Raw genomic sequence first — 20,379 nt, 5'->3', positions numbered from 1 at the left:
ATTTCAGACGGCAATATTCTATATTGAGAAAAGACTGTTGGCGATTTCGGTGTAAAACTAGGAAGCCATGACAACTACTGCACGGACGCCGTCCAAAGTACCCGCGGCGGAGAACACTCTGCGCATATTGAAGTTACTCTCCTCCAAGCGTGGACCACTGGCGGCCTCCACCATTGCAACCACACTCGACTTGCCGCGCTCAAGCGTTTATCACCTACTCGGTGTCATGGAGCAAAGCGGCTTTGTCATGCACCTGCATGAGGAACAACGCTACGGCCTGGGTGTTGCCGCCTTTGAACTCAGCAGCGCCTACTCCCGCCAGGAACCCCTATCCCGTTTGGGGCGGCCACTGCTGGCGTCACTGGTGGACAAGATTGGTGAAAGCGCCCACCTTGCTGTGCTGCACGGGCGCGACGTTTTGTACATTGTGGAAGAACGCGCCAAGCACCGCCCTTCCCTCGTGACGGACGTGGGTGTGCGGCTGCCCAGCCACCTGACGGCCAGTGGCCGTGCCATTCTGGCTGCCCTGCCCAAATCCCAGGTCCGGGCCCTTTACCCCAACGCGGCTGCATTTAGTTCACGCACCGAGGTGCCGGACCCCATCGGCAAGTACTCAAAACTCTCTGCGCATCTGGATCAGGTCAGGCTGCGCGGCTACTCCACCGAGAGTGGCGAGGTCACCGACGGCTTCGCCTCCGTGGCGGCGGCTGTGACCGATCATGTGGGCTGGCCCGTGGCGGCCGTGGCCGTGACGTTCCTGGAGGAAAAAGTACCCGCCGCGCAGTGGCCGGCACTGGCGGAACAGGTGACCAAGGTTGCCGCGGAGCTGTCCACCCGAATTTACGGTCGCAACGAGCGGTAGATTCCGGCCCGGGGACTGCAGTTTTGAGTCGGTTTCGCTGCTCGGGGGCCACTGTGGACATTCGATGATGGCCCACCAGGGGCGAATGTCCGTAACGGCCTCCGCAGCGGATTGGATTGTCCGCAGCGGGGGCGTCTGGAATCCCGTACAACATGCGCAAGAAGGGGCAGACTTCCGCGGCCCAACAGGGAATAGTGGCAACTAGGCCCATTCTCTTCGCGCAAAGGATCCACCATGAACACCGCCGTTCTGTCCGCACAAGTAGTTCTCTCCTCCTCTGGTGTCACCCCTGAGGACGTCATCGCCGTAGCCCGCCACAACGCAACGGTGACCATCAGCGAAGAGGCGCTGGCCGGCGTCGCACGCGTCAGGGCGCACATCGACAAACTGGCCAACTCCGAGACCCCCGCCTACGGGATTTCCACAGGGTTCGGCGCCTTGGCCAATCGGCACATCCCCGCCGACATGCGCACGCAACTGCAAAAATCGCTCATCCGCAGTCACTCCGCCGGCATGGGTCCGGCCGTGGAGCGCGAGGTGGTGCGCGCGTTGATGTTCCTGCGGGCCAAAACCTTGGCGAGCGGCCGCACGGGCGTGCGCCCCGTCGTCGTGCAGACCATGGTGGATGTCCTCAACGCCGGCATCACACCGCTGGTCCGCGAGTTTGGTTCGCTGGGCTGCTCCGGCGATCTGGCCCCGCTGTCACACTGCGCGCTGGTCCTGATGGGCGAGGGTGAGGCCGCGGGCCCGGACGGTGTGGTGCGGCCCGTCCCGGAACTGCTCGCCGAGGCTGGCATCACACCCATTGAACTTGCCGAGAAGGAGGGGCTGGCCCTGGTCAATGGCACCGACGGTATGCTCGGCATGCTGCTCATGGCCATCGCCGACTTGCGCCTGTTGCTGACGACGGCGGACATCACCGCCGCGCTCAGCGTCGAGGGCCTGCTGGGCACCGACCAGGTGTTCGTGCCCGAACTGCACATGGACCTGCGCCCGCACCCCGGCCAGGCCGCCAGCGCCAACAACATGCTGCGGGTGCTGGCCCATTCGCCCATCGTCGCCTCACACCGTGTGGGCGACTCCCGCGTGCAGGACGCTTACTCGTTGCGTTGCGCCCCCCAGGTGGCCGGTGCGGCCCGTGACACCGTGGATTACGCGCTCATGGTGGCAACGCGCGAGCTGGCCGCCTCGATCGACAACCCCGTGGTGCTGCCCGATGGCCGGGTCAGCTCCAACGGCAACTTCCACGGCGCCCCGGTGGCCTATGTCCTGGACTTTTTGGCCATCGTCTCCGCGGACGTTGCCTCGATCGCCGAGCGCCGCACCGACAGGATGCTTGACCCCGCCCGCTCCCAGGGGCTGCCGGCCTTCCTGGCCGGTGACCCCGGCGTGGACTCGGGTCTCATGATCGCCCAGTACACCCAGGCCGGGCTGGTCTCGGACTCCAAACGGTTGGCAGTTCCGGCGTCGGTGGATTCCATTCCCAGCTCCGCCATGCAGGAGGACCACGTGTCCATGGGCTGGCACGCCGCCCGCAAGCTGCGCCGTTCGGTGGAGAACCTGCGCCGCGTGCTCGCCATCGAGCTGGTCACAGCCACCCGCGCCATCGACATGCGGACGTCCATGTCCGACGGCGAACTTGTCCCCGGTCCCGCCGGCGCGGCCGTCCTTGGGGTGCTTCGGGCGACCGTGCAGGGTCCCGGATCGGACAGGTTCCTGTCCCCGGAGCTGGAGGAAGCGGATCGCCTGGTGGGCTCCGGGGCCATCCGCGCCGCTGCCGAGAAGGCGACTGGCCCGCTGAACTAGAGCAGCCGGCGTCGTTTTCCGTCGACCCACCGAAAAGGTGTTGTCAGCGCCGCATTGGGCGTGTTTAATGTTTTGTACCCCTCTATTCAAACGTATATTCGAATGGGATACTTCTCGTGAAACTGCTCCGGCTGTCCCTGCGGCACGCTGAACCCTATTGGGCTTGGATAGTTGCCGTGTTTGTTCTGCAACTGATCTCCACCATCGCTGCACTGTATCTGCCCAGCTTGAACGCACAGATCATTGATCAGGGCGTGGCCACGGGTGATACAGACTTCATCTGGTCCACGGGCGTCACCATGGTGCTGGTCTGCTTTGTGCAGGTGATCACGGCGATTGGTGGCATCTATTTTGGTGCCCGCACGGCCATGGCCATTGGCCGTGATCTGCGCCGTGAGGTTTACTACCGGGTCAACGCCCTGGGTGCGCTGGATGTGAGCCGTTTCGGCACGGCAACGCTGATCACCCGCAACACCAATGACGTCCAGCAAGTGCAAATGCTGATCCTGATGACCCTGAATTTCATGGTCTCCACCCCCATCATGAGCATTGGTGGGATCATCATGGCGCTGCGCGAGGACGTTGGGCTGTCCTGGCTGGTCTGGGTTTCGGTGCCGCTGTTGTTCCTTGTGGTTGGCTTCTTGGTGGTGAAATTGCTGCCGTTATTCCGGGAAATGCAGGAGCGGATCGACGCCGTCAACGGCGTTTTGCGCGAACAAATCGTTGGTATTCGGGTCATTCGGGCGTTTGTGCGGGAGAAGTTTGAAGCTCAGCGCTACCGTGACGCCAACCAGTCCCTGACCCGCGTTTCGGTCAGGGTTGGCAACCTCTTTGTACTCATGTTCCCCGTCATCATGATGATCCTGCACCTGGCGACGGCTGCGGTGTTGTGGTTTGGCGGGCAGCGGGTGGATTCCGGTCAAATGCAGATCGGCTCGCTCACAGCGTTCTTGCAATACTTGCTGCAAATCCTGGTGGCCGTCATGATGGGCGTGTTCATGGTGATGATGATTCCGCGGGCGGCCATCTCGGCCGAACGCCTGGATGAGGTCCTGTCCGCGGAACCGAGCCTGAGCGTGCCCAGCGGTGCCCCGGCGCCGGCAAGTCACGGCGTCGAATTTTCTGGCGTCTCCTTTGGCTACCCGGGGGCCGAGCGTCCGGTGTTGAACAACGTGAGCTTCACGGCCAGGGCCGGACAAACCACTGCGATTGTGGGCTCCACCGGTTCCGGGAAGTCAACGCTGTTGAACTTGATCCCGCGCCTCTTTGAGCCCCAGAGCGGGAGTGTAAGCATTGGCGGGGTGAGCGTCAGCGATTTCACCCGCCCACAGATGGCACAGCTGGTGGGGTTGGTGCCGCAGAAGCCGTACCTTTTCTCCGGCACCGTTGCCTCTAACCTGAAGTTTGGCCACCCCGATGCCAACGACGGGGAGCTGTGGGAGGCCTTGCGGGTTGCCCAGGCCAAGGATTTTGTTGAAGATAAACCCAAGCAGCTCAACACGCCCATCGCTCAGGGTGGCACTAATGTCTCCGGCGGTCAGCGCCAGCGGCTCTGCATTTCCCGAGCCTTGGCCGCCCGGCCACGAATTTTCTTGTTTGACGATTCGCTCTCGGCTCTGGATGTGGCCACGGACCTGCGCTTGCGCGAATCCCTGCACGAGGCCACCAGCGGGGCCACCGTCATCATCGTGGCCCAACGCGTCTCCACCATCCGGGAGGCCGATCACATCATCGTGCTGGACAACGGCGAAGTTGTCGGCGCCGGAAACCACGACGAACTCCTCGACAGCAACGAAACCTACCGCGAGATTGTTCAGTCGCAGCTAAGCATTGAAGGTGTTGCATAATGGCGCGCAAAGCTAAGATTCAGGCTCCGGAGCAGGACATTGTCGAGGACGAGGAGCTCTACCCCGAGTACAAGCCCACGGAGGCTGACGGGGACATGTTTGGTGGAACTCCCGCCAAGAAGGCCGAGAACTTTTGGCCGGCGGCCAAGCGGCTTGTTGGCCTGTTGCGCCCCGAACGGACCATGTTCGCCGTGGTCCTGGTGTTTGTTGCCGCTTCAGTGGTGCTCACGGTCATCGCCCCCAAGATCCTTGGCGCGGCCATGGACGTTATTTTCAACGGCGTGATCGGCTCACAGCTTCCCGCGGGTGTTCCACTTGAAACGTTAGTGGAAGCCCAGCGCGCTGCAGGCAATGGCCAGTTTGCGGACATGCTGGCCAAGGCCAACGTTGTGCCCGGAGCCGGCATTGACTTCGTGGAGCTCAGCCGGCTCATAGTCATAGTGCTGGCCCTGTATTCGGTGGCCTCGGTCTTCATGTGGTTGCAGGGGTTCTTGCTCAACGCGCTGGTCATGCGCGTTGTCTACAAGCTCCGCGAGGATATTCAAGGCAAGCTCAACAGGCTCCCGCTGGGGTACTTTGACATCCGGCAGCGCGGGGACCTGATGTCCCGGGTCACAAATGATGTGGACAACATTCAATCGGCGTTGCAGCAGGCGTTCTCACAGCTGGTGCAGTCGGTTCTGACGGTTGTTGGCATTGGGGTCATGATGTTCATTGTGTCTTGGCAGCTGGGCTTGATTGCCCTCATCGCGCTGCCCCTCTCGGCTGTCATTGCGGGCGTGATTGGCTCCAAGTCCCAGAAGCTCTTCGCCGCCCAGTGGAAGCAAACCGGCGCGGTGAACGGTCATGTTGAGGAGACGTTCTCCGGGCTTGAACTGGTCAGGGCCTATGGTCGTGACGAGGAGATGCTGGCCGAGTTTGACGAACGCAACGAGCGCCTCTTCAAGGCGTCCTTTGGTGCACAGTTCGTCTCCGGCATGATCATGCCGGCCATGCAATTTGTCTCCTACCTCTCCTACGTGCTGGTCGCCGTCGTTGGTGGCGTGCGGGTAGCCACCGGAGGCATGACCCTGGGTGATGCCACGGCGTTCATCCAGTACTCCCGCGAATTCTCCCAGCCCATCGGTCAAATTGCGGGCATTGCCAACATGATCCAGTCGGGTGTGGCCTCCGCCGAGCGGACCTTTGAAATCCTCGACGCCGATGAGCAGGAAGCCGAACAGGACTCTGATTTGCTGCCGGAGAAAACCGACGGGCATGTGCTTTTTGAGAACGTCTCCTTCAGCTACTCCCCGGAGACCCCGCTGATCCGCGATGTTTCCTTCACCGTGGAGCCCGGACAGACAGTTGCCATTGTGGGGCCCACGGGCGCCGGCAAGACAACGCTGGTCAATCTGGTCATGCGCTTTTACGAGCTCACCGGCGGGCGGATCATGATCGACGGCGTGGACACCCGCGAGCTGTCCCGCGAGCAGGTGCGCTCACAGGTGGGCATGGTGCTCCAGGATGCGTGGCTCTTTGAAGGCACCATCAAGGAGAACATCCGTTACGGCCGCCTGGATGCCACCGACGAGGAGATCACCGCCGCAGCCGAAGCAACCATGGTGGACAGGTTTGTGCGTCAGCTACCCAAAGGCTATGCCACGGTTGTCGACGCCGACGGCGGCACAGTCTCCGCTGGTGAGCGGCAGTTGATCACCATTGCCAGGGCGTTCATTGCCCAGCCGTCGCTGCTGATCCTCGATGAGGCCACCTCCTCGGTGGATACGCGCACCGAGCTGCTGGTTCAGCACGCCATGGCGGCGTTGCGCACGGACAGGACATCGTTTGTCATTGCGCACCGGCTCTCCACCATCAGGGATGCCCACACCATCCTTGTCATGGAGGACGGGGACATTGTCGAACACGGCAACCATGCTGAACTGCTGGCCCGCAAGGGTGCCTACTACGATCTGTACAAGACGCAGTTCCAAGGTGGCCACGAGCCGGATGTCGCAGAGCTGCCGGCGGCCAGTCACTGATTCCGTCCCGCCTCGCAACTTTCCCGCCTACAAACTGACCCGCAGAAAACGCCGAAAAACACGGTAAAACCGCGCATTTTCGGCGTTTTCTGCGGGTCAGTTTGTAGGGCCGGGCGTTAGCGCAGCAGGGTGTCCACCAGCCGGGCGGCCACCTTGGCCGTGCGATTGTCGATATCGAACTCCGGGTTCAGCTCCGCCACATCACAGTGGAACAGTTTTCCGCTGGCGGCCACCTGACGGCACACGGCTGTGATCACCGGCAGCGGCACCCCGTAGGCGGCCGGGGCGCTGACACCGGGAGCCACGGCCGCCGGCAGTACGTCCAGATCGATGGTCAAGTACACAATGTCCACCGTCTCCAGAAACGAGGACACAAACGCTGCGGTGCGCTCGCCGGAGCAATCCTCATCCAATAGGTACTTCACGTCAAGGCTGTGCGCCGTGTCAAAGAGTGTGCGCGTGTTGTTCGGTTCACTGATGCCCACGACGGCGTAGTTCAGTTCCCGCCCGGCGGCGGCTTCGGCGTGGGCCATCTGCAGGAACGGAGTGCCCGAGCTGGGAGCCGGCGCCTGGCGCAAATCAAAGTGGGCATCAAGATTCAGCACGCCCAAACGGGCGCCGTTGGCCACTGCGGCTGTGCCAGCCACGCCCAGGTAGCTGGCAAACGCTGTCTCGTGGCCACCGCCAAGCACCACGGTGAGGTATCCGGCGTCGAGCAGCGAGGTGAGTGCGGTCCCCACTCGCGCCTGCCCCGTTTCAAGGGCATCGTTAGAAACCACCACGTCTCCCACGTCGCTGATACTGCGGGTGCCGTGGAATGCCAGGGACCCCAGCGCGGCGCGGATGGCTGCCGGGCCCGAGGCGGCACCCGTGCGGCCGTGATTGCGCAGCACCCCGGCATCGGAACAAAAACCCAGCAGGGACGCGGGTCCGGGGAGGGCGGCATCCAGGGCCGAGGGTGCCGTGTTGCCCACAGCCTGCCACCAACGGCGGTGGGCGGGACCGTCGCCGTCGTTCCTGCCCGTCCACGGCGTTGCAGGAGTATCAATGGTGAGAGCAGAAAAGTCCATACTCCCAGCGAACAGCACGGTTGGCCCGCGCGCCAGTCCACCGGGGCCTGCGGCGTCTGGCATGGCAGACTCCACCGCGCACCCGATGGTTCCCTGGCCTCGTCCCTCGGACAGGGAACCATCGGGTGCGCGGGACCAACCAAACTGACCCGCAGAAAACGCCGAAAGTCGCGCTAAAAGCGCGCATTTTCGCCGTTTTCTGCGGGTCAGATGAGGAGGGGGCTACTTGATGCCGACCAGGGCTTCCACCGTGCCGATGCCGAAGAACAGCAAGAACGCGCCGGCAACGACCCACATCAGGGGATGGATTTCCTTGACGCGGCCCTGGCACAGGCGGATCAGCACGAACGCGATGAAGCCGGCGCCCAGGCCGTTGGCAATGGAGTAGGTGAAAGGCATCAACGTGAACGTCAGGAACGCGGGGATGCCAATGCCCCAATCGGACCAGTCGATCTTGCCCACCTGGGAGACCATCATGAAACCAACCACCACGAGTGCCGGGGCAACAGCTTCAAAGGGGACCAGCTTGATCAACGGGGTGATAAACATGGCCAGAATCAACAGCAGGCCAGTCACCATGGAGGCCAGGCCCGTGCGGGCGCCTTCGCCGATGCCGGCGCCGGATTCGACGTAGATCTGGTTCGAGGACGCCGACGCGCCACCACCGGCAATGGCACCGAAGGCGTCGACCAGCAGCACGCGATCAACGTTGGGGATGTTGCCGTCCTTGTCCATGGAGCCGGCCTCTGCGGCAAGACCCACCATGGTGCCCATGGCGTCGAAGAAGATGCTCAGCAAGATCACAAACGCCAACAAGATAGCCGCCAGCGCGCCCAGCTTACTGAACGCGCCAAAGAGGTTCACCTGGCCCAGCAGCGACAAATCGGGCATTGACCACTGGGACAGCTGCGGCGACACCAAGGACCAGCCCTGCGGGTTGGAGGTGGTGCCGTCAAAGGACGGCCCAATGTGAAGTGTCATTTCCAAGATGTTGGCCAAGATGGTGGAGACCACAATGCCGATCAGGATGGCGCCCTTGACCTTGCGGACCACCAAGCCAATGGTCAGCGCCAGGCCAACAACAAACACCAGCGTGGGCCAGCCCATGAGCTTGCCGTCAAAGCCAAGGCCGACGGGAACAGTGGTGCCTGCAACGTCGGGGATGCGGCGCACAAAGCCGGCGTTGACCAAACCAATGAGGGCAATGAACATGCCAATACCCACCACAATGGCGGTTTTCAGACCCTCGGGGACTGCCTTGAACACAGCCGTTCGGAAACCTGTCAGCACCAGGATGAACATGGTGATGCCCGAAAGGACCACCAGACCCATCATGTCCGGCCAGGTCAAGCCCGGGTGGGTGGCCACCGTGACGGCAACAAACGCGTTGACGCCAAGTCCGGCAGCCAGTGCGAAGGGGTGCTTCGCCCAGGCGCCCATGATGATGGTCAGGATACCGGCCACAAATGCTGTGACAGCTGCAACGCGTTCCAGGCCCAGCTCGCCGCCGGTGGAGTCAGCGCCGCCTAGGATCAGCGGGTTGAGCACTACGATGTAGCTCATGGCAAAGAATGTGGCGAAACCGCCGCGGATCTCTCGCGAGTAGTTGGAGCCGCGGGCCGTGATCATGAAGTATTTGTCGACAGCTGACAGCCGGACGTCCGTTTTGGTAGCCATGTAAGAGCCCTCCGGGCGAAGTGAAATGAAATTATGTTATTCGAGGAAATACTAGCCGGTAAAGACCGGGCGCAACGTAGTGGTGCAGGCTCGGCTCTTCCACCATTTCCACGCACGACGCCGACATGGTGCCGCCGCCCGTGCGGCCGCAAATGCCTGAGTTCTGCAGGAAACTCACAAGATTCTGGGATACCGTGAGGAGCCATCGCTCCATCGAACAAAGGAACCCACGCCGTGAAGAGTCCCGTAAGTCTTCGGCTTAGTGAGACGAAAATGACACCGCAACCACGGTTGAGACGTACTTTGGTGGCCGTCGCGGCCGCCCTGTTGATCGTGCTGGGATCATCCACGGCGGCATTGGCGCACGACGCCGTCCTTGAAACTTCTCCTGCCAACGGGTCAACGGTGGCGACCGTGCCGGCGAAAATCCAGATCAGCTTGAGCAACAGCCCCGCTGTTATTGGTTCCCAAGTTCTGGTTCTTGATGAGGCCGGCGACAACTGGGCCCAAGGCGAGGTGGACGTGCTGGACAAGGTGGCAGCACAGGGTGTCCGCCCCGGCGCCCCGGCCGGAAAGTACACCGTCCAGTGGCGCCTGGTGTCCTCCGACTCGCATCCCATTGAGGGAAAATTCAGTTTCACCGCCACCGCAGCCGCCACAACTGCCGGCCAGGGTGTTGGTGCCGGGCCCATGCAGTCTGTCCAGGCCCCCACCGAGGCTGGCGCCGAGCCCGTTCAGGACAGTGGCGCCGTGCCGTGGAGTGTCTTTGCCTTGATTGGTGTTTTGATCGTCGTGGTGGTTGCCATGGTGGTGGTGGCACGACGCCGTTTGGCCAGCGAAGAGTAGCCGCTGCGGGGCCGCTGGCCTGGGGCAGGATTCCTAGACCAGCGCCAGCCCTGAACCGTGTTCCAGGGCTGCTACTCGAGACGAGATGGAGGAGCCAGCACGTTTGGCTTGGTGCAAGATTTCCTGCGTGGTGGGGATGACCAGATCGCCCACACCCACGAGATACAAGCCCAGGGCGTGCATCCCTGAGCGCAGCTCGGCAGCTGTTGTGACACCGGCGTTGTGCAGGACGCGCAGCAGTTGGTTTAGGGCGCCTCGGGTAAAGACGATGCTGTGGGCGCTCAACGTTCCCGTGGCCGTGCGTACGCTCCAGTAGGGGGTTTCCGGGAGCGGCCCCTCCTGCCGGGTGAGTGACAGGGCCCGGGTTGACGGCCGAATATCCAGTTCGTGGCGGCGTGCGTAGTGCTCCAGGAGCCGCAAAATTTCGCTTCGTTCATTCAGTGCTGCCAGGCTAATGCCACCTGTTGTGGGCGGTGGTGGCGGTGTCTGCTTCAGGGGGCAGAAGCTTTCCACCACAATTGCCTGGACGCCCTGCCTGTTGAGTTCGGCTGCCACCGCCAGGGCTGAGAATCCGGAACCAATCACAATGGTGGAGGTGGTTTCGGTAGAGCCCTGCACGGGGTTGGCAAGAGGATCAGCCGCGCCGCTGGTGGGCAACGGCGGGGCAGCAAAGGACGCGGCCTTCATAGCAAATAGCTCCTCGAACGGTAGGAGAACTTACAGGCGGCACAGCCAAGGGCAAGGCTGTGATGTGGTGCGGATCTAGGGAAGTACCCGGTCTAGATAGGCGTTGCTGAACACCCCGGTGTGATCGAGAACATCTCGAACCTTACAGAACTTTTCAAGGTCTGGATAGAGCCGCTCAAAGTCTTTCGATTGGAGAAAGTGCCACTTGCCCCAATGCGGCCGTCCGGCGTGTGCTGTGAAGATTTCCTCGGCTGCCTTGAAGTATTCAAAGGGGGCAGTCTTGATGTGCTGGTGGATGGCTATGTACCCACTGTGACGGTTGTTCGCTGTGGATAGGGCAATGGTGTCAGCAGCTGCGCTGCGCACCTCAACAGGAAATGAAATGTGTAGTCCCTTGCGCTTGATCATGGCATCGAGTTCGCCCAACACGGCGGGAATGGTGTCCAGCGGGAGCGCGTATTCCATTTCCCTGAAGCGTAGAGTCCGCTCAGTGGCGAACACCTTGTGGGAGGCGTCGCCAAATTCCCTCGTGCCTGTCAGCTTCGAGGCAAGGTCATTGACCGTGGGGATGATCGAGGGCAGCTTGTGGGTGACAGTGCACAGGGCCGAGAACAAGGTGTTCGGGACCAGCCTGTCAGCCACCAGATGCGCCGTTGCTGACAAGGGGGCAACCCCGCCCGGGAGGGTCCCGGGTGTGTGCCGGGTGTTGGTCTTGGTTAACGCCATTGACGTGTGCGGGAACCAGTAGAACTCAAAATGATCGGCCACCAGCTGGCGTTCGGACAATGACTCCAGAACTTCTGCCAGCGGTTCGGGGCGCTCCACCGCGTGCAGCATGAAGGCGTCAACACACTGCAGTGTCACGGAGGTAATGATGCCCAAGGCGCCTAAACCCACCCGGGCCACCGAAAACACGTCAGCGTTTTCGGTGGCGGAGCACGTCAGCACCTCGCCAGTTCCGCTCACCAACGTCAGGGCGCGCACCTGGGTGGCAATGCCACCAAACCGCAGCCCCGTGCCGTGGGTGCCTGTGGAGATGGCCCCGGCAATCGACTGCCTGTCAATATCGCCAAGATTCTCCATGGCCAGGCCGTATGGCTTCAGCAGGGCCGGAATCTCGTGCAGCCTGGTGCCACCGGCCAGGGTGACCACTTTGGCTGCCCTGTCCACCTGAAGGAGCCCGCTGAGGCCGTCCAGGTGCAGCTGGACCCCGCTACTGAGGGCAATGTCGGTAAAGCTGTGCCCGGCGCCGACTGCCTTGATGGTGCCCCCGGATGCTGCTGTGGCCATGACAAGAGCCGAAACCTCGGCTACCGTGCGCGGCCGCGCCACAGAGCTGGGCGTGCAGCGTTGATCCCCAGCCCAATTGCGCCACTCACTCATATAAACGTCTTCCCTTCGCCGCGATAGGTGAGCGCCGCGCCCACTCTGCGCCCGCCGTCGAGCAGCTCCAAAGCAGCCACATGCTCGCACACCTCACCGGATTTGGCGGGCCGGAACCAGACCTTGTCGCCAATACCCAGCGCAGCGGCCGCAGCGCCGCGCAGGGGCGTCTGCACCTCGCCGGCGCCCTCAATGCCCAGCAGGGCCAAACCGGGCGGGTAGACGGGGGTCGGGGACCTGTCAGCCCCGGGCGGGCCCGAAGCAATCCAGCCGCCGCCCAAAACTGTCACCATGTCGGGGGCCGGGCGCCTGACCACCGGGGCGGCAAACCCCACCGCGTGGGAGGGGCTAAAGCGCGAATAGCCGTCAAAAAGTGTGGGACCAAACAGGCCCGAACCGGCCGCCAGCTCGCTCACCGAAGAATCAGTTGTTGTCAGCTCCAGACTTCCGGTCCCACCGCCATTGACGAATTCAAGGTCGGTCACGTTGCGCACCGCTGCCACCATATTGCCGCGGCGATGAATGAGCTCCGCCATGGAGGCGCGCTGCATCCGGCGCAACAGCTGGGACTTTGCCGCATCGGCCGCCGTATTGCCTGTGTGCGGGGTGTCCGCCAGACCCGCTATTTGGGCTTCATAGGCCATGAGCCCCACCAAGGTGAAAAGCTTGACGCCGGCACGCCTGTACGTGTCAATGAGCAAGGCCATGGCAATGGCCTCGGAGCCGGTGCGCACAGGTGAGCGGCGCACACCAATGTGCCCCAGCGGCCTTCCGCGCACTGTGGGCCGCCATGACACATCAAGGTCCAGGCAAAGGCGGAGCGGAGCGGCAGGGGTGACGTCGGCCAGTGTGGTGGCCATCCACGCAAGATGCTCGGCGGAATCAACCATCACGGTGACGCGCTCGCAGGCGACAGGGTCCACGGCCAAGGCTCGCAAGGCCCGCCCGTCCGCCGTGGGATAGGCCACCACCACGTCCAGGAACGCATCGGTTGGGTCAGCTGCCAGCCACAAGGCCTCAGGCAGGGTGAAACTGAGGATGCCGGCAAAACCGTCCCGTGCCAGCACAGCACGCAACACTTCCCTGGAGCGGATCGACTTGCTGGCCACCCGAATGGGTTTCCCCGCGGCCCGGCGCAGCAAGGAACCGGCGTTGAAGGAGAATGCCTGCACATCCAAAACCGCCAGGGGGGCTTCAAAGCTGGCGCAGGCGGTGCTGGCGTTGGCCCAGTTCTCCCCGGGGGCGCCAAGATTGCCGTTTAGCCCGCGTGATACGCCGGACTCAAGCAGCTGCAGCATCGATACCCACTCTCCAAAGGTGATATTGCTCTCACACTCTTTCATACGTGCGTGGTCCTTGGGTATGGCCGCAGATGACGCACCATTTCCCGCGGCCCGGCGGGGGTAACTTGACGCGCTAGGCCTAAACCGCGATAGTCACAGGTACAGGCCGCGAAGGGGAGGCGCCATGGTGTGTTGGCCCCTTGCAGCAAGCTGAACAAGGAGGCGCAGCATGAGCACCCCAGAGCAATCACCGCAGTCGGCAACGCCCGAATCGATTCCGGCACCCACAGGAATCGTCGTGGGCATCGACGGCTCGGAACAAAGCAATTGCGCCTTGATATGGGCCGCGCGCCAAGCCAAACTGCGCAACCTGCCGCTGCATCTCGTCACGGCCTATACAGTCCCCATTTTTGCCGCGTCCGGGCTCGACGGCGGGTACGCCACAGTGGACGACGACGTGATCCGCCAAGGCGCGGAGGCTGTCCTTCGTGAGGCGGCCGCCAAGGTGGCGCACCTTGATATCGAGATGGATGCGCGGGTTGAAAACGGTGACGCTGCAGGGGTGCTGCTGGACTTGAGCGAATCGGCGCAGTTGCTCGTCTTTGGTTCGCGCGGACGCGGCGGCTTCCTTGGCCGGCTCCTTGGCAGTGTCAGCTCCGCGCTGCCTGCCCACGCGCACTGCCCCACCGTGACAGTGCCCCTGAGTTGTGCTCAGCGCCTGGGGGAGGGTGTCCCCAGCGACAAACCTGCCCCGGTGATTGAAAACCTTGTCACGGTGGGTGTTGACGGCTCGCAACACGCCCGCTACGCCGTTTTGTTGGCGGCCGAACAGGCCGAACGCTCCGGGGCAACGCTGCGCATCATTTGCGCGGTCAAGCCCTACACCGGTTCGCTCGCCTGGATGCCGGCGCCGGTGGACCGTGAAGCGTTGTTTACCGAGATTCAACAGCAGCTCGACGCCGGAGAGAAATGGATTCGCAGCCATTTCCCGAAGCTGCCCATCGAGGTCAAACTCATCGAGGGTTCGGCCGTTGAGGAGTTGGTGAAGGCGTCGGCGACATCTGAACTGGTGGTCATGGGCACGCGAGGTCGCGGCGGTTTTGCCGGCATGATGCTTGGCTCCACGACCGACGGCGTCCGTCACCACGCCAAGGGGCCCATCATGGTGGTGCGGGACCGTGAGGACCCGCGACAGGATGACCGTTCGGCGTTTGGTCCGCTCCTGCAGGCCTAGCGTGACGCAGCTGAGGCGCCGTTGACCATGAATCTCATGGCAAACGGCGCTTCAGTTGCGTGTGTGGCCGCCCTAGAATCTGGCTGCGTACGGGTAGAGCTTCATGCCTGACATATATGCCAGCGGTGTGACGGCAATGGGCTGGCCCGGGCTCAGCGCCTGCACCACCTGGCCGTTGCCAATGTAGATGGCAATGTGGCCAAACCGGCCGCCCCCGGCGTCGTCAAAAACCAGCAGGTCCCCGTACCGCATCTGCGAGAGCGGCACGCGCTGCGGGGCAGCCCAGAATTGGTCGCTGCCTTGTCGCGGCACGGATATTCCGGCGGCGGCAAACGCCTGTTGAACGAGGCCGGAGCAGTCAAACGCCGTGGGCCCATTGCCGCCCCACTGGTACGGGCCACCGATCTTGGACATGGCGTAGTTCACCATGACCTGGGTGTAGGAGGACGTGGGTGGCGGCTTCACCGGTGGCTTGACCGGCGGCTTGGGTTGCACCGGCGGCGGCTTCACCGGCGGTGCGACCGGTGGCTTGGGTTGCGCCGGCGGTTGCACGGGCGGAGGAGGCTTCGGGGCCGGTGGTTTCGGCACAGCAGGGTTCGGCACGGCAGGGTTTGGCGCAGCAGGGTTCGGCGCTGACGGTGCCACGACAGGCGCCCCGGTCGCGGGTGGCCGGACGGGGGCCGGGGCGTTGGTGGAGGCAGCAACTTGGGCCTTTAGGGCCGCTTCTTGAGCCTTGCGGGCCACTGCGTCCACGCGGGCGCCCTCCAGCGCGGTTGTGGTGTTGTGCAGCGTCGCCAGCCGCTGGAGCAGGACATCGCGTTGACTTTGGTTTTCAGCCACGACGGCGGCCTGGGCGTCGGCAGCTCCCTGCGCCTTCGTGCGTGAAGCGTCGGCGACTGTTGTGGCGTCCTTGGCGGCCTTGCCGGCCGCCACCGCCTGTGCATCCAAGGCCGCCGATGTGGCCGCAGCTGCCTGGGCCGCGTCAAATGTGTGTGCGCGGTTGGCGCTCAGGGCCATGAGGGTTGAGGCCTGGTACATGGTGTCGTCGGCATCGGCGCTGGTCAGGAACGTCTGAACGCCCAGATCCAGTCCGCCATTCTTGTAGAGGCTGCCCGCCAGCTGGCCCAGTTGGGCTTTAGCGTTCTTGTGGGCACTGGCGGCCGTGGCGGCTTTTGCCGTGGCCGTTTCGGCCTCTGCCGTGCGTTGTTCAAGGACCACCAAAGCATCCGTGTAGGTGCTATTGGCGCCCATGGCCACCAGTGTGGATGCTTGCAGACGGTCGTTGGCCGAACTGAGGATTGCGTCCAACTTGGCCGATGCGGCGGCCGTGGCGGCCTCGGAGTCCTTGGCTTTTGTGATGTCGTCCTGGCTGGGAATGGCCGGACTCAAGGGGCGCAGCGCTGAGCCAAGGAACGTCGTCGTACTGGCCGGCACGGCGCCGGCAAACGACGGGGCGATGAAGGCGGAGGAGGCCAACACGGCACAGCTCAGGGCCGTGGTGCCACGAATTAGAAAGCGCATTCTCATCCAGTTGCCTTACTGCAGAAGTAGAGAGGGGTGCTGTTTAAAGCTCACCGGGCTGGGCCAAGTTTCGCGGGAATCCGCGGGTGCAATTGCGCAGCTGATCTGACACTACGGCCACCCCGAACGCTTTGGCAACACCAGTAACACCAGCAACTAGAACCACAACAGTGTAATTTAGCCCCAGCCGAGGTCGTGCAGGCGTTCGTCGTCGATCCCGAAGTGATGGGCGATTTCGTGGGTCACAGTCACCATGACCTCGTAAATGACCTCTTCGACGCTCGTACAGATAGCAAGGATGGGCTGACGGTAGATCGTGATCCGGTCCGGTAGTGAACCTGATTCCAGGCCGAGGCCGCGTTCGGTCAGCGGCACCCCCTCGTAGAGGCCTAGGAGCACGGTGCTTGGATCCTCGCCCGGGCCGGGCGTGTAGTCCTCGGCAATGAAGATCACCACGTTATCCATTTGAGCGCGGAGCTCGGCCGGGATCCGGGCAATGGCTGCTTGTACCGCGGCATCAAAATCGTCCTCAGTCATGGCGAAGGGACCAAAGTGCGGGATGCCAGCTAGGGGGTTCTCATGCATGTGTTCAGCCTAGCGAGGTTGCCCGAAACAGGACCCCCAGATGCTCGTTTTGCGTTCTGAGCGAATTGCCCCTATAGTTTTTGGAGTCCACTTCGGACCGAAGCGTTGGAAACAACGCGGCGGAAAAGAAGCTGACTTAGGCCCCCATCGTCTAGCGGCCTAGGACACCGCCCTTTCACGGCGGCGGCACGGGTTCGAATCCCGTTGGGGGTACGTACGAGTGAGTGGTAAATCAGTTGAAAAATAACTGGTACGCTATAACTCGTGAAAATCACACGAAAGTGTTGATAGTAACAAAAAAAGTAGTACATAGTATGGCCCTGTAGCGCAGTTGGTTAGCGCGCCGCCCTGTCACGGCGGAGGTCGCGGGTTCGAGTCCCGTCAGGGTCGCTTTGGTTGTCTTGGCTCGTCCAAGGGAATCTGGTGACGAGGATTTTCAGATCACCAAGGCTCTGTAGCTCAGTTGGTAGAGCGTTCGACTGAAAATCGAAAGGTCACCGGATCGACGCCGGTCGGAGCCACCACAAAGAAAGACCCCTGCATCCCATTGTTTATATGGGAAGTAGGGGTCTTTCTCTTGCCCTCCCGAAATTCCGAAAACTGGCTTGGTGTAGCCGTGGGTGTAGCCCACCGTCGTGATTGTGCTCACGGCTGGTTCTCTGGCGCAAGGAAGAATCCACGTCACGGACACCAAGAGTCTCACCCTGAACAAAAAACTGGGGCAATTGGAACCCTTTTGTAAATGTATGCGAACTGTCGCGGCGTTGCCCCTCAAGTTTTCGGTGCATAGGCTTACCGTAAAGGAAACAGAAAGGGCCCGCACATGGACTCGCACAACCAGTCGTCACGTATTCCGGCCGCCACCAGCCCGGAGGAACCTCAGGGACGCACAGTCATAGCTGAAACAGCAGTGGCCAAAGTAGTTGGCATTGCGGCGCGGGGTGTTGCCGGAGTCCATGCCCTCGGTTCGGGGGCCTCACGCTCCATCGGTGCCATTCGTGAAGTTGTGGGAGCTGCGGATCTCACTCAAGGCGTGCGGGTGGAAGTGGGCGAATCCCAAGTGGCCGTGGATATTGTTTTGATGGCCGAATACGGCTACCCGCTACAGCAGCTGGCCAATGCGGTCCGCAGCGCCGTATATACGGCAGTGGAGGATTTGGTGGGACGCAGCGTCATCGAGGTGAACATTGAGATCACAGATGTTCACATCTCCAGCACGGATGCGGACAGCCCTGCGGCACGCACCCGACTCACCGAACGTCCGGGCGCTGCCGCTAGACCCTCGAACCCCCAGGCCGTGGCATCTGGCCTCAAGATCTCAAAAGAAGCAGGAGAGTAGCCATGAATCTGAGCATAGTGTGCGCAGCATTTGGTGCATTTTTAGCGTTCATGGCCTTCGCCTTCGGCTTTTGGGGGTTCGCTGTCGCCGCGCTGTTCATAGCACTAGGTGCCCTGGTGGGCCGTGCCGCCGGCGGCAAACTTGATTGGCGCGGTGTCCTAGACGCCCTCACCGGCCGCCGTTCGTCGTCGTGAGCGAGAATGCCCCGTTGCCCGTGGTGACCCCCGTGAGAACTGGGCTGGCCGGGCACAACCGCATCAGCACTCAGGCGCTGACGTCAGTGGCCAGGGTTGCCGCGGCCCAGGCTCTTGCCGTGCAGCCCGCCCACGTCAGGGTGAATTTCTCCGACGACGCCGGGGCGCTGGCTCTCTCCGTGTCCTCACCCATGGGCGCCCCGCCCCTGCACGAGGTGCAGCGCAACCCGGACAGGGTGGCCAAAAGCGGTGGTAGCGTTGTGGCCCGGGCAACGGCTGCAAAGGCGCTCATCCTGGCCCAGGTCGAGTATCTGACTGGTTCGCAGGTGAGCCGCGTTGATGTGCGGATCTCGGCCCTTTCGACACGCCATGACGGGAGGGTTCTATGAGCGAGTTCATGACGCGAGTAATCCGCCGGGAAACCCACTCGCCGCGTTCGACTTTTTCAGTGGTGGCGGCCATCCTGGTGGCCTTGGCAGCCATTTTCGCGTTGTTGGAAACCGTGATAGCCGCGCTGGGCCAGCCCACCTGGCTGGTTCATCCGCTGGACGCCCTCCAATGGGTTGCCGATCTGCCCGGGCCCTACCCTCCGGCCTTGCTCGGTGCGGCAGGGGTTTTGCTGGCTCTGGTGGGCTTAATTTTCCTCGGCAACGGACTTCTTCCGGGTCGCCGGGCCAAGCACGTCATCGCCAACCCTCGCGTTGCCATTGTGGTTGATGATGAGGTCATAGCGTCGGCGTTGGCCAAATGCGCCCGCATGGCAGCTGGTGTTACCCGCGAACAGGTCATGGTGATTGTCTCGGCGCGCCTTGTGCAGGTCAACGTCCGCCCGACGTCGGGGATCCGCGTGTCTGAACACGACATTCAAACGGCTGTGGAGAGCGAACTTGCCGCCATGGAACTCAATCCTCAACCGGGCGTTTCGGTGAAATTGGCATCGAGCGGGGTGATAGGGGTATGAACGGCACACCGCGAGGCCTCAATCGAGTCCTGCTGAGCCTGATGGGACTGGTCCTGTTGGTGGCCGGGTCCGGCGTGGTGGCACTCGCGGCAGTTCCCTCAGCCGCCGCCTGGTGGCAAAACTATGCGAGCAACCAGGTGGCCTGGCTGCGCAACTACGTGGACGGCTCGAGGCTCATCCTGACCTCCCAAAGCTGGGTCTGGCTTGCCGTCGCTGCCGCCCTTCTGGTGGTCGTCATCGTCATGATTTCTTGGATTGCCAGTCAAGGCAAGGGCCGTGCGGTCACCTTGCTGGACTATCCCGGCAACGCGGACGACGACGGTGCCGCCGGCGTTGTTCGGCTCAGTTGCGCTGTGGCTGAACAGGCGCTCAAGAGCGCCCTGTTGGAGCGCACGGATGTGTTTGGCGTTTCCGTGACGAGTTATGAATTCCGCCAACAAACGGCGCTGAAGGTGCGCGTCTTCCCGCGGCAGGGGGTTGCCCCGCATGTTCTGGCTCATGAGATCGCGGAGCTCGTGGCGGCTCTGGATGAACTGCTGGGGCTTGAAGTTCCTGTGCTGCTGAGCATCGGCACCGCGGCCAGGTCACGGTTCACGAAAGCGGAAAGAGTCCGCTAAGGTAACCTTCATCAACACCCTCGGGTGCAAGTGTGCCTTGGGAGCGTTTCAACTGCAGGGGAGAAAAGCATGTCTGAGAACAATTCCGAGAATTCCGTTGCCGACGCGGCCAAGGACGTGGCCGCGGACGCAGTTGAAAACGTCAAGGAATTTGCCAGCGACGCGACCGAGAAGGCCAAGGACGTTGCTGCCGATGTTGCGGAAAAGGCGAAAGAATTTGCCGGCGACGCTGGTGAAAACATCAAGGAGTTCACCGAGGACGCCGTGGAGAATGTGAAGGAATTCACTGGCGAAGCCGTGGAACACGCCAAGGGTCTTGGCGCAAGGATTGCAGGAATCTTCAAACACGACAAGTAACAACAGCCCGGTTGAGGGGGGGGGGGGGGGGGGGGGGGGGGGGGGAAAGGGGGGGGGGGGGCTCTTTTTGGGGTTTGGGGGTGGGGGTG

19 protein-coding genes and 3 tRNA genes are annotated in these 20,379 nt (G+C 62.5%); 15 read left to right on the top strand and 7 right to left on the bottom strand.

The genetic code is table 11. From position 1 onward, the window contains the following. The first annotated feature begins 67 nt into the window (after window positions 1-67). The 4 genes from ACX80E_RS10770 (at window position 68) to ACX80E_RS10755 (ending at window position 6,536) form a co-directional block, all read left to right on the top strand. Window positions 68-862 carry an IclR family transcriptional regulator gene (locus ACX80E_RS10770; RefSeq protein ID WP_459301927.1) on the top strand — a complete coding sequence of 265 codons (795 nt, stop codon included), beginning with the start codon at window positions 68-70 and terminating at the stop codon, window positions 860-862. Window positions 863-1,096: 234 nt separating this feature from the next. Beyond that, window positions 1,097-2,668 carry a histidine ammonia-lyase gene (gene hutH, locus ACX80E_RS10765; RefSeq protein WP_459301926.1) on the top strand — a complete coding sequence of 524 codons (1,572 nt, stop codon included), beginning with the start codon at window positions 1,097-1,099 and terminating at the stop codon, window positions 2,666-2,668. 116 nt (window positions 2,669-2,784) lie between these two features. Beyond that, window positions 2,785-4,515, top strand: coding sequence for an ABC transporter ATP-binding protein (locus tag ACX80E_RS10760; protein ID WP_459301925.1), 1,731 nt, complete (start codon window positions 2,785-2,787; stop codon window positions 4,513-4,515). After that, window positions 4,515-6,536 (top strand): ABC transporter ATP-binding protein, encoded by a 2,022-nt coding sequence (locus ACX80E_RS10755; RefSeq protein ID WP_459301923.1) that lies wholly within the window; start codon window positions 4,515-4,517, stop codon window positions 6,534-6,536. The genes ACX80E_RS10760 and ACX80E_RS10755 overlap by 1 nt, the downstream gene beginning before the upstream one ends. A 116-nt stretch (window positions 6,537-6,652) precedes the next feature. Here the strand turns inward: ACX80E_RS10755 and hutG are convergent, their stop codons facing one another. Both hutG and ACX80E_RS10745 read right to left on the bottom strand, forming a co-directional pair. Next, the gene (gene hutG, locus ACX80E_RS10750; RefSeq protein WP_459301922.1) at window positions 6,653-7,606 is read right to left on the bottom strand and encodes a formimidoylglutamase; all 954 of its coding nucleotides are present in this window, start codon (window positions 7,604-7,606) and stop codon (window positions 6,653-6,655) included. Window positions 7,607-7,828: 222 nt separating this feature from the next. Then, window positions 7,829-9,283, bottom strand: coding sequence for an NCS2 family permease (locus ACX80E_RS10745; RefSeq protein ID WP_459301920.1), 1,455 nt, complete (start codon window positions 9,281-9,283; stop codon window positions 7,829-7,831). Window positions 9,284-9,556: 273 nt separating this feature from the next. Between ACX80E_RS10745 and ACX80E_RS10740 the strand changes: the two genes are divergently transcribed. Then, window positions 9,557-10,129 (top strand): copper resistance CopC family protein, encoded by a 573-nt coding sequence (locus ACX80E_RS10740; RefSeq protein WP_459301919.1) that lies wholly within the window; start codon window positions 9,557-9,559, stop codon window positions 10,127-10,129. 33 nt (window positions 10,130-10,162) lie between these two features. Here the strand turns inward: ACX80E_RS10740 and ACX80E_RS10735 are convergent, their stop codons facing one another. The 3 genes from ACX80E_RS10735 to ACX80E_RS10725 form a co-directional block, all read right to left on the bottom strand. Further along, entirely contained in the window at window positions 10,163-10,816 is a 654-nt protein-coding gene (locus ACX80E_RS10735; protein WP_459301918.1) for an FAD-binding protein, read from the bottom strand. A 75-nt stretch (window positions 10,817-10,891) separates the two neighbouring features. Then, window positions 10,892-12,199 carry a D-arabinono-1,4-lactone oxidase gene (locus ACX80E_RS10730; RefSeq protein WP_459301917.1) on the bottom strand — a complete coding sequence of 436 codons (1,308 nt, stop codon included), beginning with the start codon at window positions 12,197-12,199 and terminating at the stop codon, window positions 10,892-10,894. After that, window positions 12,196-13,497: a type III PLP-dependent enzyme domain-containing protein gene (locus tag ACX80E_RS10725; protein ID WP_459301916.1), complete on the bottom strand. Its 1,302-nt coding sequence runs from the start codon at window positions 13,495-13,497 to the stop codon at window positions 12,196-12,198. Before ACX80E_RS10725 ends, ACX80E_RS10730 begins: the two co-directional genes overlap by 4 nt. A gap of 214 nt (window positions 13,498-13,711) precedes the next feature. Between ACX80E_RS10725 and ACX80E_RS10720 the strand changes: the two genes are divergently transcribed. Beyond that, the gene (locus ACX80E_RS10720) at window positions 13,712-14,716 is read left to right on the top strand and encodes a universal stress protein (RefSeq protein WP_459301915.1); all 1,005 of its coding nucleotides are present in this window, start codon (window positions 13,712-13,714) and stop codon (window positions 14,714-14,716) included. 72 nt (window positions 14,717-14,788) lie between these two features. Here the strand turns inward: ACX80E_RS10720 and ACX80E_RS10715 are convergent, their stop codons facing one another. Both ACX80E_RS10715 and ACX80E_RS10710 read right to left on the bottom strand, forming a co-directional pair. Beyond that, on the bottom strand, window positions 14,789-16,237 hold the full coding sequence (locus ACX80E_RS10715) for a C40 family peptidase (protein ID WP_459301914.1): 1,449 nt from the start codon (window positions 16,235-16,237) through the stop codon (window positions 14,789-14,791). Window positions 16,238-16,414: 177 nt separating this feature from the next. Next, window positions 16,415-16,822: a metallopeptidase family protein gene (locus ACX80E_RS10710; protein WP_459301913.1), complete on the bottom strand. Its 408-nt coding sequence runs from the start codon at window positions 16,820-16,822 to the stop codon at window positions 16,415-16,417. A 140-nt stretch (window positions 16,823-16,962) separates the two neighbouring features. On the opposite strand from ACX80E_RS10710, the gene ACX80E_RS10705 reads away from it, so the two are divergent. The 9 genes from ACX80E_RS10705 to ACX80E_RS10665 all read left to right on the top strand — a co-directional run bounded on the left by ACX80E_RS10705 (window position 16,963) and on the right by ACX80E_RS10665 (window position 20,290). Continuing rightward, window positions 16,963-17,035: transfer RNA gene (locus tag ACX80E_RS10705), tRNA-Glu, on the top strand. Between the two features lie 103 nt (window positions 17,036-17,138). Further along, window positions 17,139-17,212 (top strand) — tRNA-Asp (locus tag ACX80E_RS10700). A gap of 58 nt (window positions 17,213-17,270) precedes the next feature. Next, window positions 17,271-17,346 (top strand) — tRNA-Phe (locus tag ACX80E_RS10695). Window positions 17,347-17,645: 299 nt separating this feature from the next. After that, a complete protein-coding gene (locus tag ACX80E_RS10690) occupies window positions 17,646-18,161 on the top strand; it encodes an Asp23/Gls24 family envelope stress response protein (protein WP_459301912.1) in 516 nt (171 codons plus the stop codon). A gap of 2 nt (window positions 18,162-18,163) precedes the next feature. Continuing rightward, entirely contained in the window at window positions 18,164-18,355 is a 192-nt protein-coding gene (locus ACX80E_RS10685) for a hypothetical protein (RefSeq protein ID WP_459301911.1), read from the top strand. Beyond that, a complete protein-coding gene (locus ACX80E_RS10680; RefSeq protein ID WP_459301910.1) occupies window positions 18,352-18,744 on the top strand; it encodes a hypothetical protein in 393 nt (130 codons plus the stop codon). The genes ACX80E_RS10685 and ACX80E_RS10680 overlap by 4 nt, the downstream gene beginning before the upstream one ends. An 8-nt stretch (window positions 18,745-18,752) precedes the next feature. Then, a complete protein-coding gene (locus ACX80E_RS10675; protein WP_459301909.1) occupies window positions 18,753-19,316 on the top strand; it encodes a hypothetical protein in 564 nt (187 codons plus the stop codon). Continuing rightward, window positions 19,313-19,933 carry a hypothetical protein gene (locus ACX80E_RS10670; protein ID WP_459301908.1) on the top strand — a complete coding sequence of 207 codons (621 nt, stop codon included), beginning with the start codon at window positions 19,313-19,315 and terminating at the stop codon, window positions 19,931-19,933. The genes ACX80E_RS10675 and ACX80E_RS10670 overlap by 4 nt, the downstream gene beginning before the upstream one ends. 69 nt (window positions 19,934-20,002) lie before the next feature. After that, complete coding sequence (locus ACX80E_RS10665) at window positions 20,003-20,290, top strand: hypothetical protein (protein ID WP_459301907.1); 288 nt, start codon at window positions 20,003-20,005, stop codon at window positions 20,288-20,290. Window positions 20,291-20,379: the final 89 nt, after the last annotated feature.

It is taken from the genome of Arthrobacter sp. TMN-49 (assembly GCF_054511095.1).
The sequence above is the reverse complement of the archived record's forward strand: the minus strand, read 5'-3'. Positions and strand labels throughout refer to the sequence as shown.

What these genes read in the sequence shown, in the direction of transcription:
- ACX80E_RS10770 (WP_459301927.1), top strand. Translation starts at nt 68, where the DNA reads ATGACAACTACTGCACGGACGCCGTCCAAAGTACCCGCGGCGGAGAAC.
- hutH (WP_459301926.1), top strand. Translation starts at nt 1,097, where the DNA reads ATGAACACCGCCGTTCTGTCCGCACAAGTAGTTCTCTCCTCCTCTGGT.
- ACX80E_RS10755 (WP_459301923.1), top strand. Translation starts at nt 4,515, where the DNA reads ATGGCGCGCAAAGCTAAGATTCAGGCTCCGGAGCAGGACATTGTCGAG.
- hutG (WP_459301922.1), bottom strand. Translation starts at nt 7,606, where the DNA reads ATGGACTTTTCTGCTCTCACCATTGATACTCCTGCAACGCCGTGGACG.
- ACX80E_RS10745 (WP_459301920.1), bottom strand. Translation starts at nt 9,283, where the DNA reads ATGGCTACCAAAACGGACGTCCGGCTGTCAGCTGTCGACAAATACTTC.
- ACX80E_RS10740 (WP_459301919.1), top strand. Translation starts at nt 9,557, where the DNA reads ATGACACCGCAACCACGGTTGAGACGTACTTTGGTGGCCGTCGCGGCC.
- ACX80E_RS10735 (WP_459301918.1), bottom strand. Translation starts at nt 10,816, where the DNA reads ATGAAGGCCGCGTCCTTTGCTGCCCCGCCGTTGCCCACCAGCGGCGCG.
- ACX80E_RS10730 (WP_459301917.1), bottom strand. Translation starts at nt 12,199, where the DNA reads ATGAGTGAGTGGCGCAATTGGGCTGGGGATCAACGCTGCACGCCCAGC.
- ACX80E_RS10725 (WP_459301916.1), bottom strand. Translation starts at nt 13,497, where the DNA reads ATGCTGCAGCTGCTTGAGTCCGGCGTATCACGCGGGCTAAACGGCAAT.
- ACX80E_RS10720 (WP_459301915.1), top strand. Translation starts at nt 13,712, where the DNA reads ATGAGCACCCCAGAGCAATCACCGCAGTCGGCAACGCCCGAATCGATT.
- ACX80E_RS10715 (WP_459301914.1), bottom strand. Translation starts at nt 16,237, where the DNA reads ATGCGCTTTCTAATTCGTGGCACCACGGCCCTGAGCTGTGCCGTGTTG.
- ACX80E_RS10710 (WP_459301913.1), bottom strand. Translation starts at nt 16,822, where the DNA reads ATGCATGAGAACCCCCTAGCTGGCATCCCGCACTTTGGTCCCTTCGCC.
- ACX80E_RS10690 (WP_459301912.1), top strand. Translation starts at nt 17,646, where the DNA reads ATGGACTCGCACAACCAGTCGTCACGTATTCCGGCCGCCACCAGCCCG.
- ACX80E_RS10685 (WP_459301911.1), top strand. Translation starts at nt 18,164, where the DNA reads ATGAATCTGAGCATAGTGTGCGCAGCATTTGGTGCATTTTTAGCGTTC.
- ACX80E_RS10675 (WP_459301909.1), top strand. Translation starts at nt 18,753, where the DNA reads ATGACGCGAGTAATCCGCCGGGAAACCCACTCGCCGCGTTCGACTTTT.
- ACX80E_RS10670 (WP_459301908.1), top strand. Translation starts at nt 19,313, where the DNA reads ATGAACGGCACACCGCGAGGCCTCAATCGAGTCCTGCTGAGCCTGATG.
- ACX80E_RS10665 (WP_459301907.1), top strand. Translation starts at nt 20,003, where the DNA reads ATGTCTGAGAACAATTCCGAGAATTCCGTTGCCGACGCGGCCAAGGAC.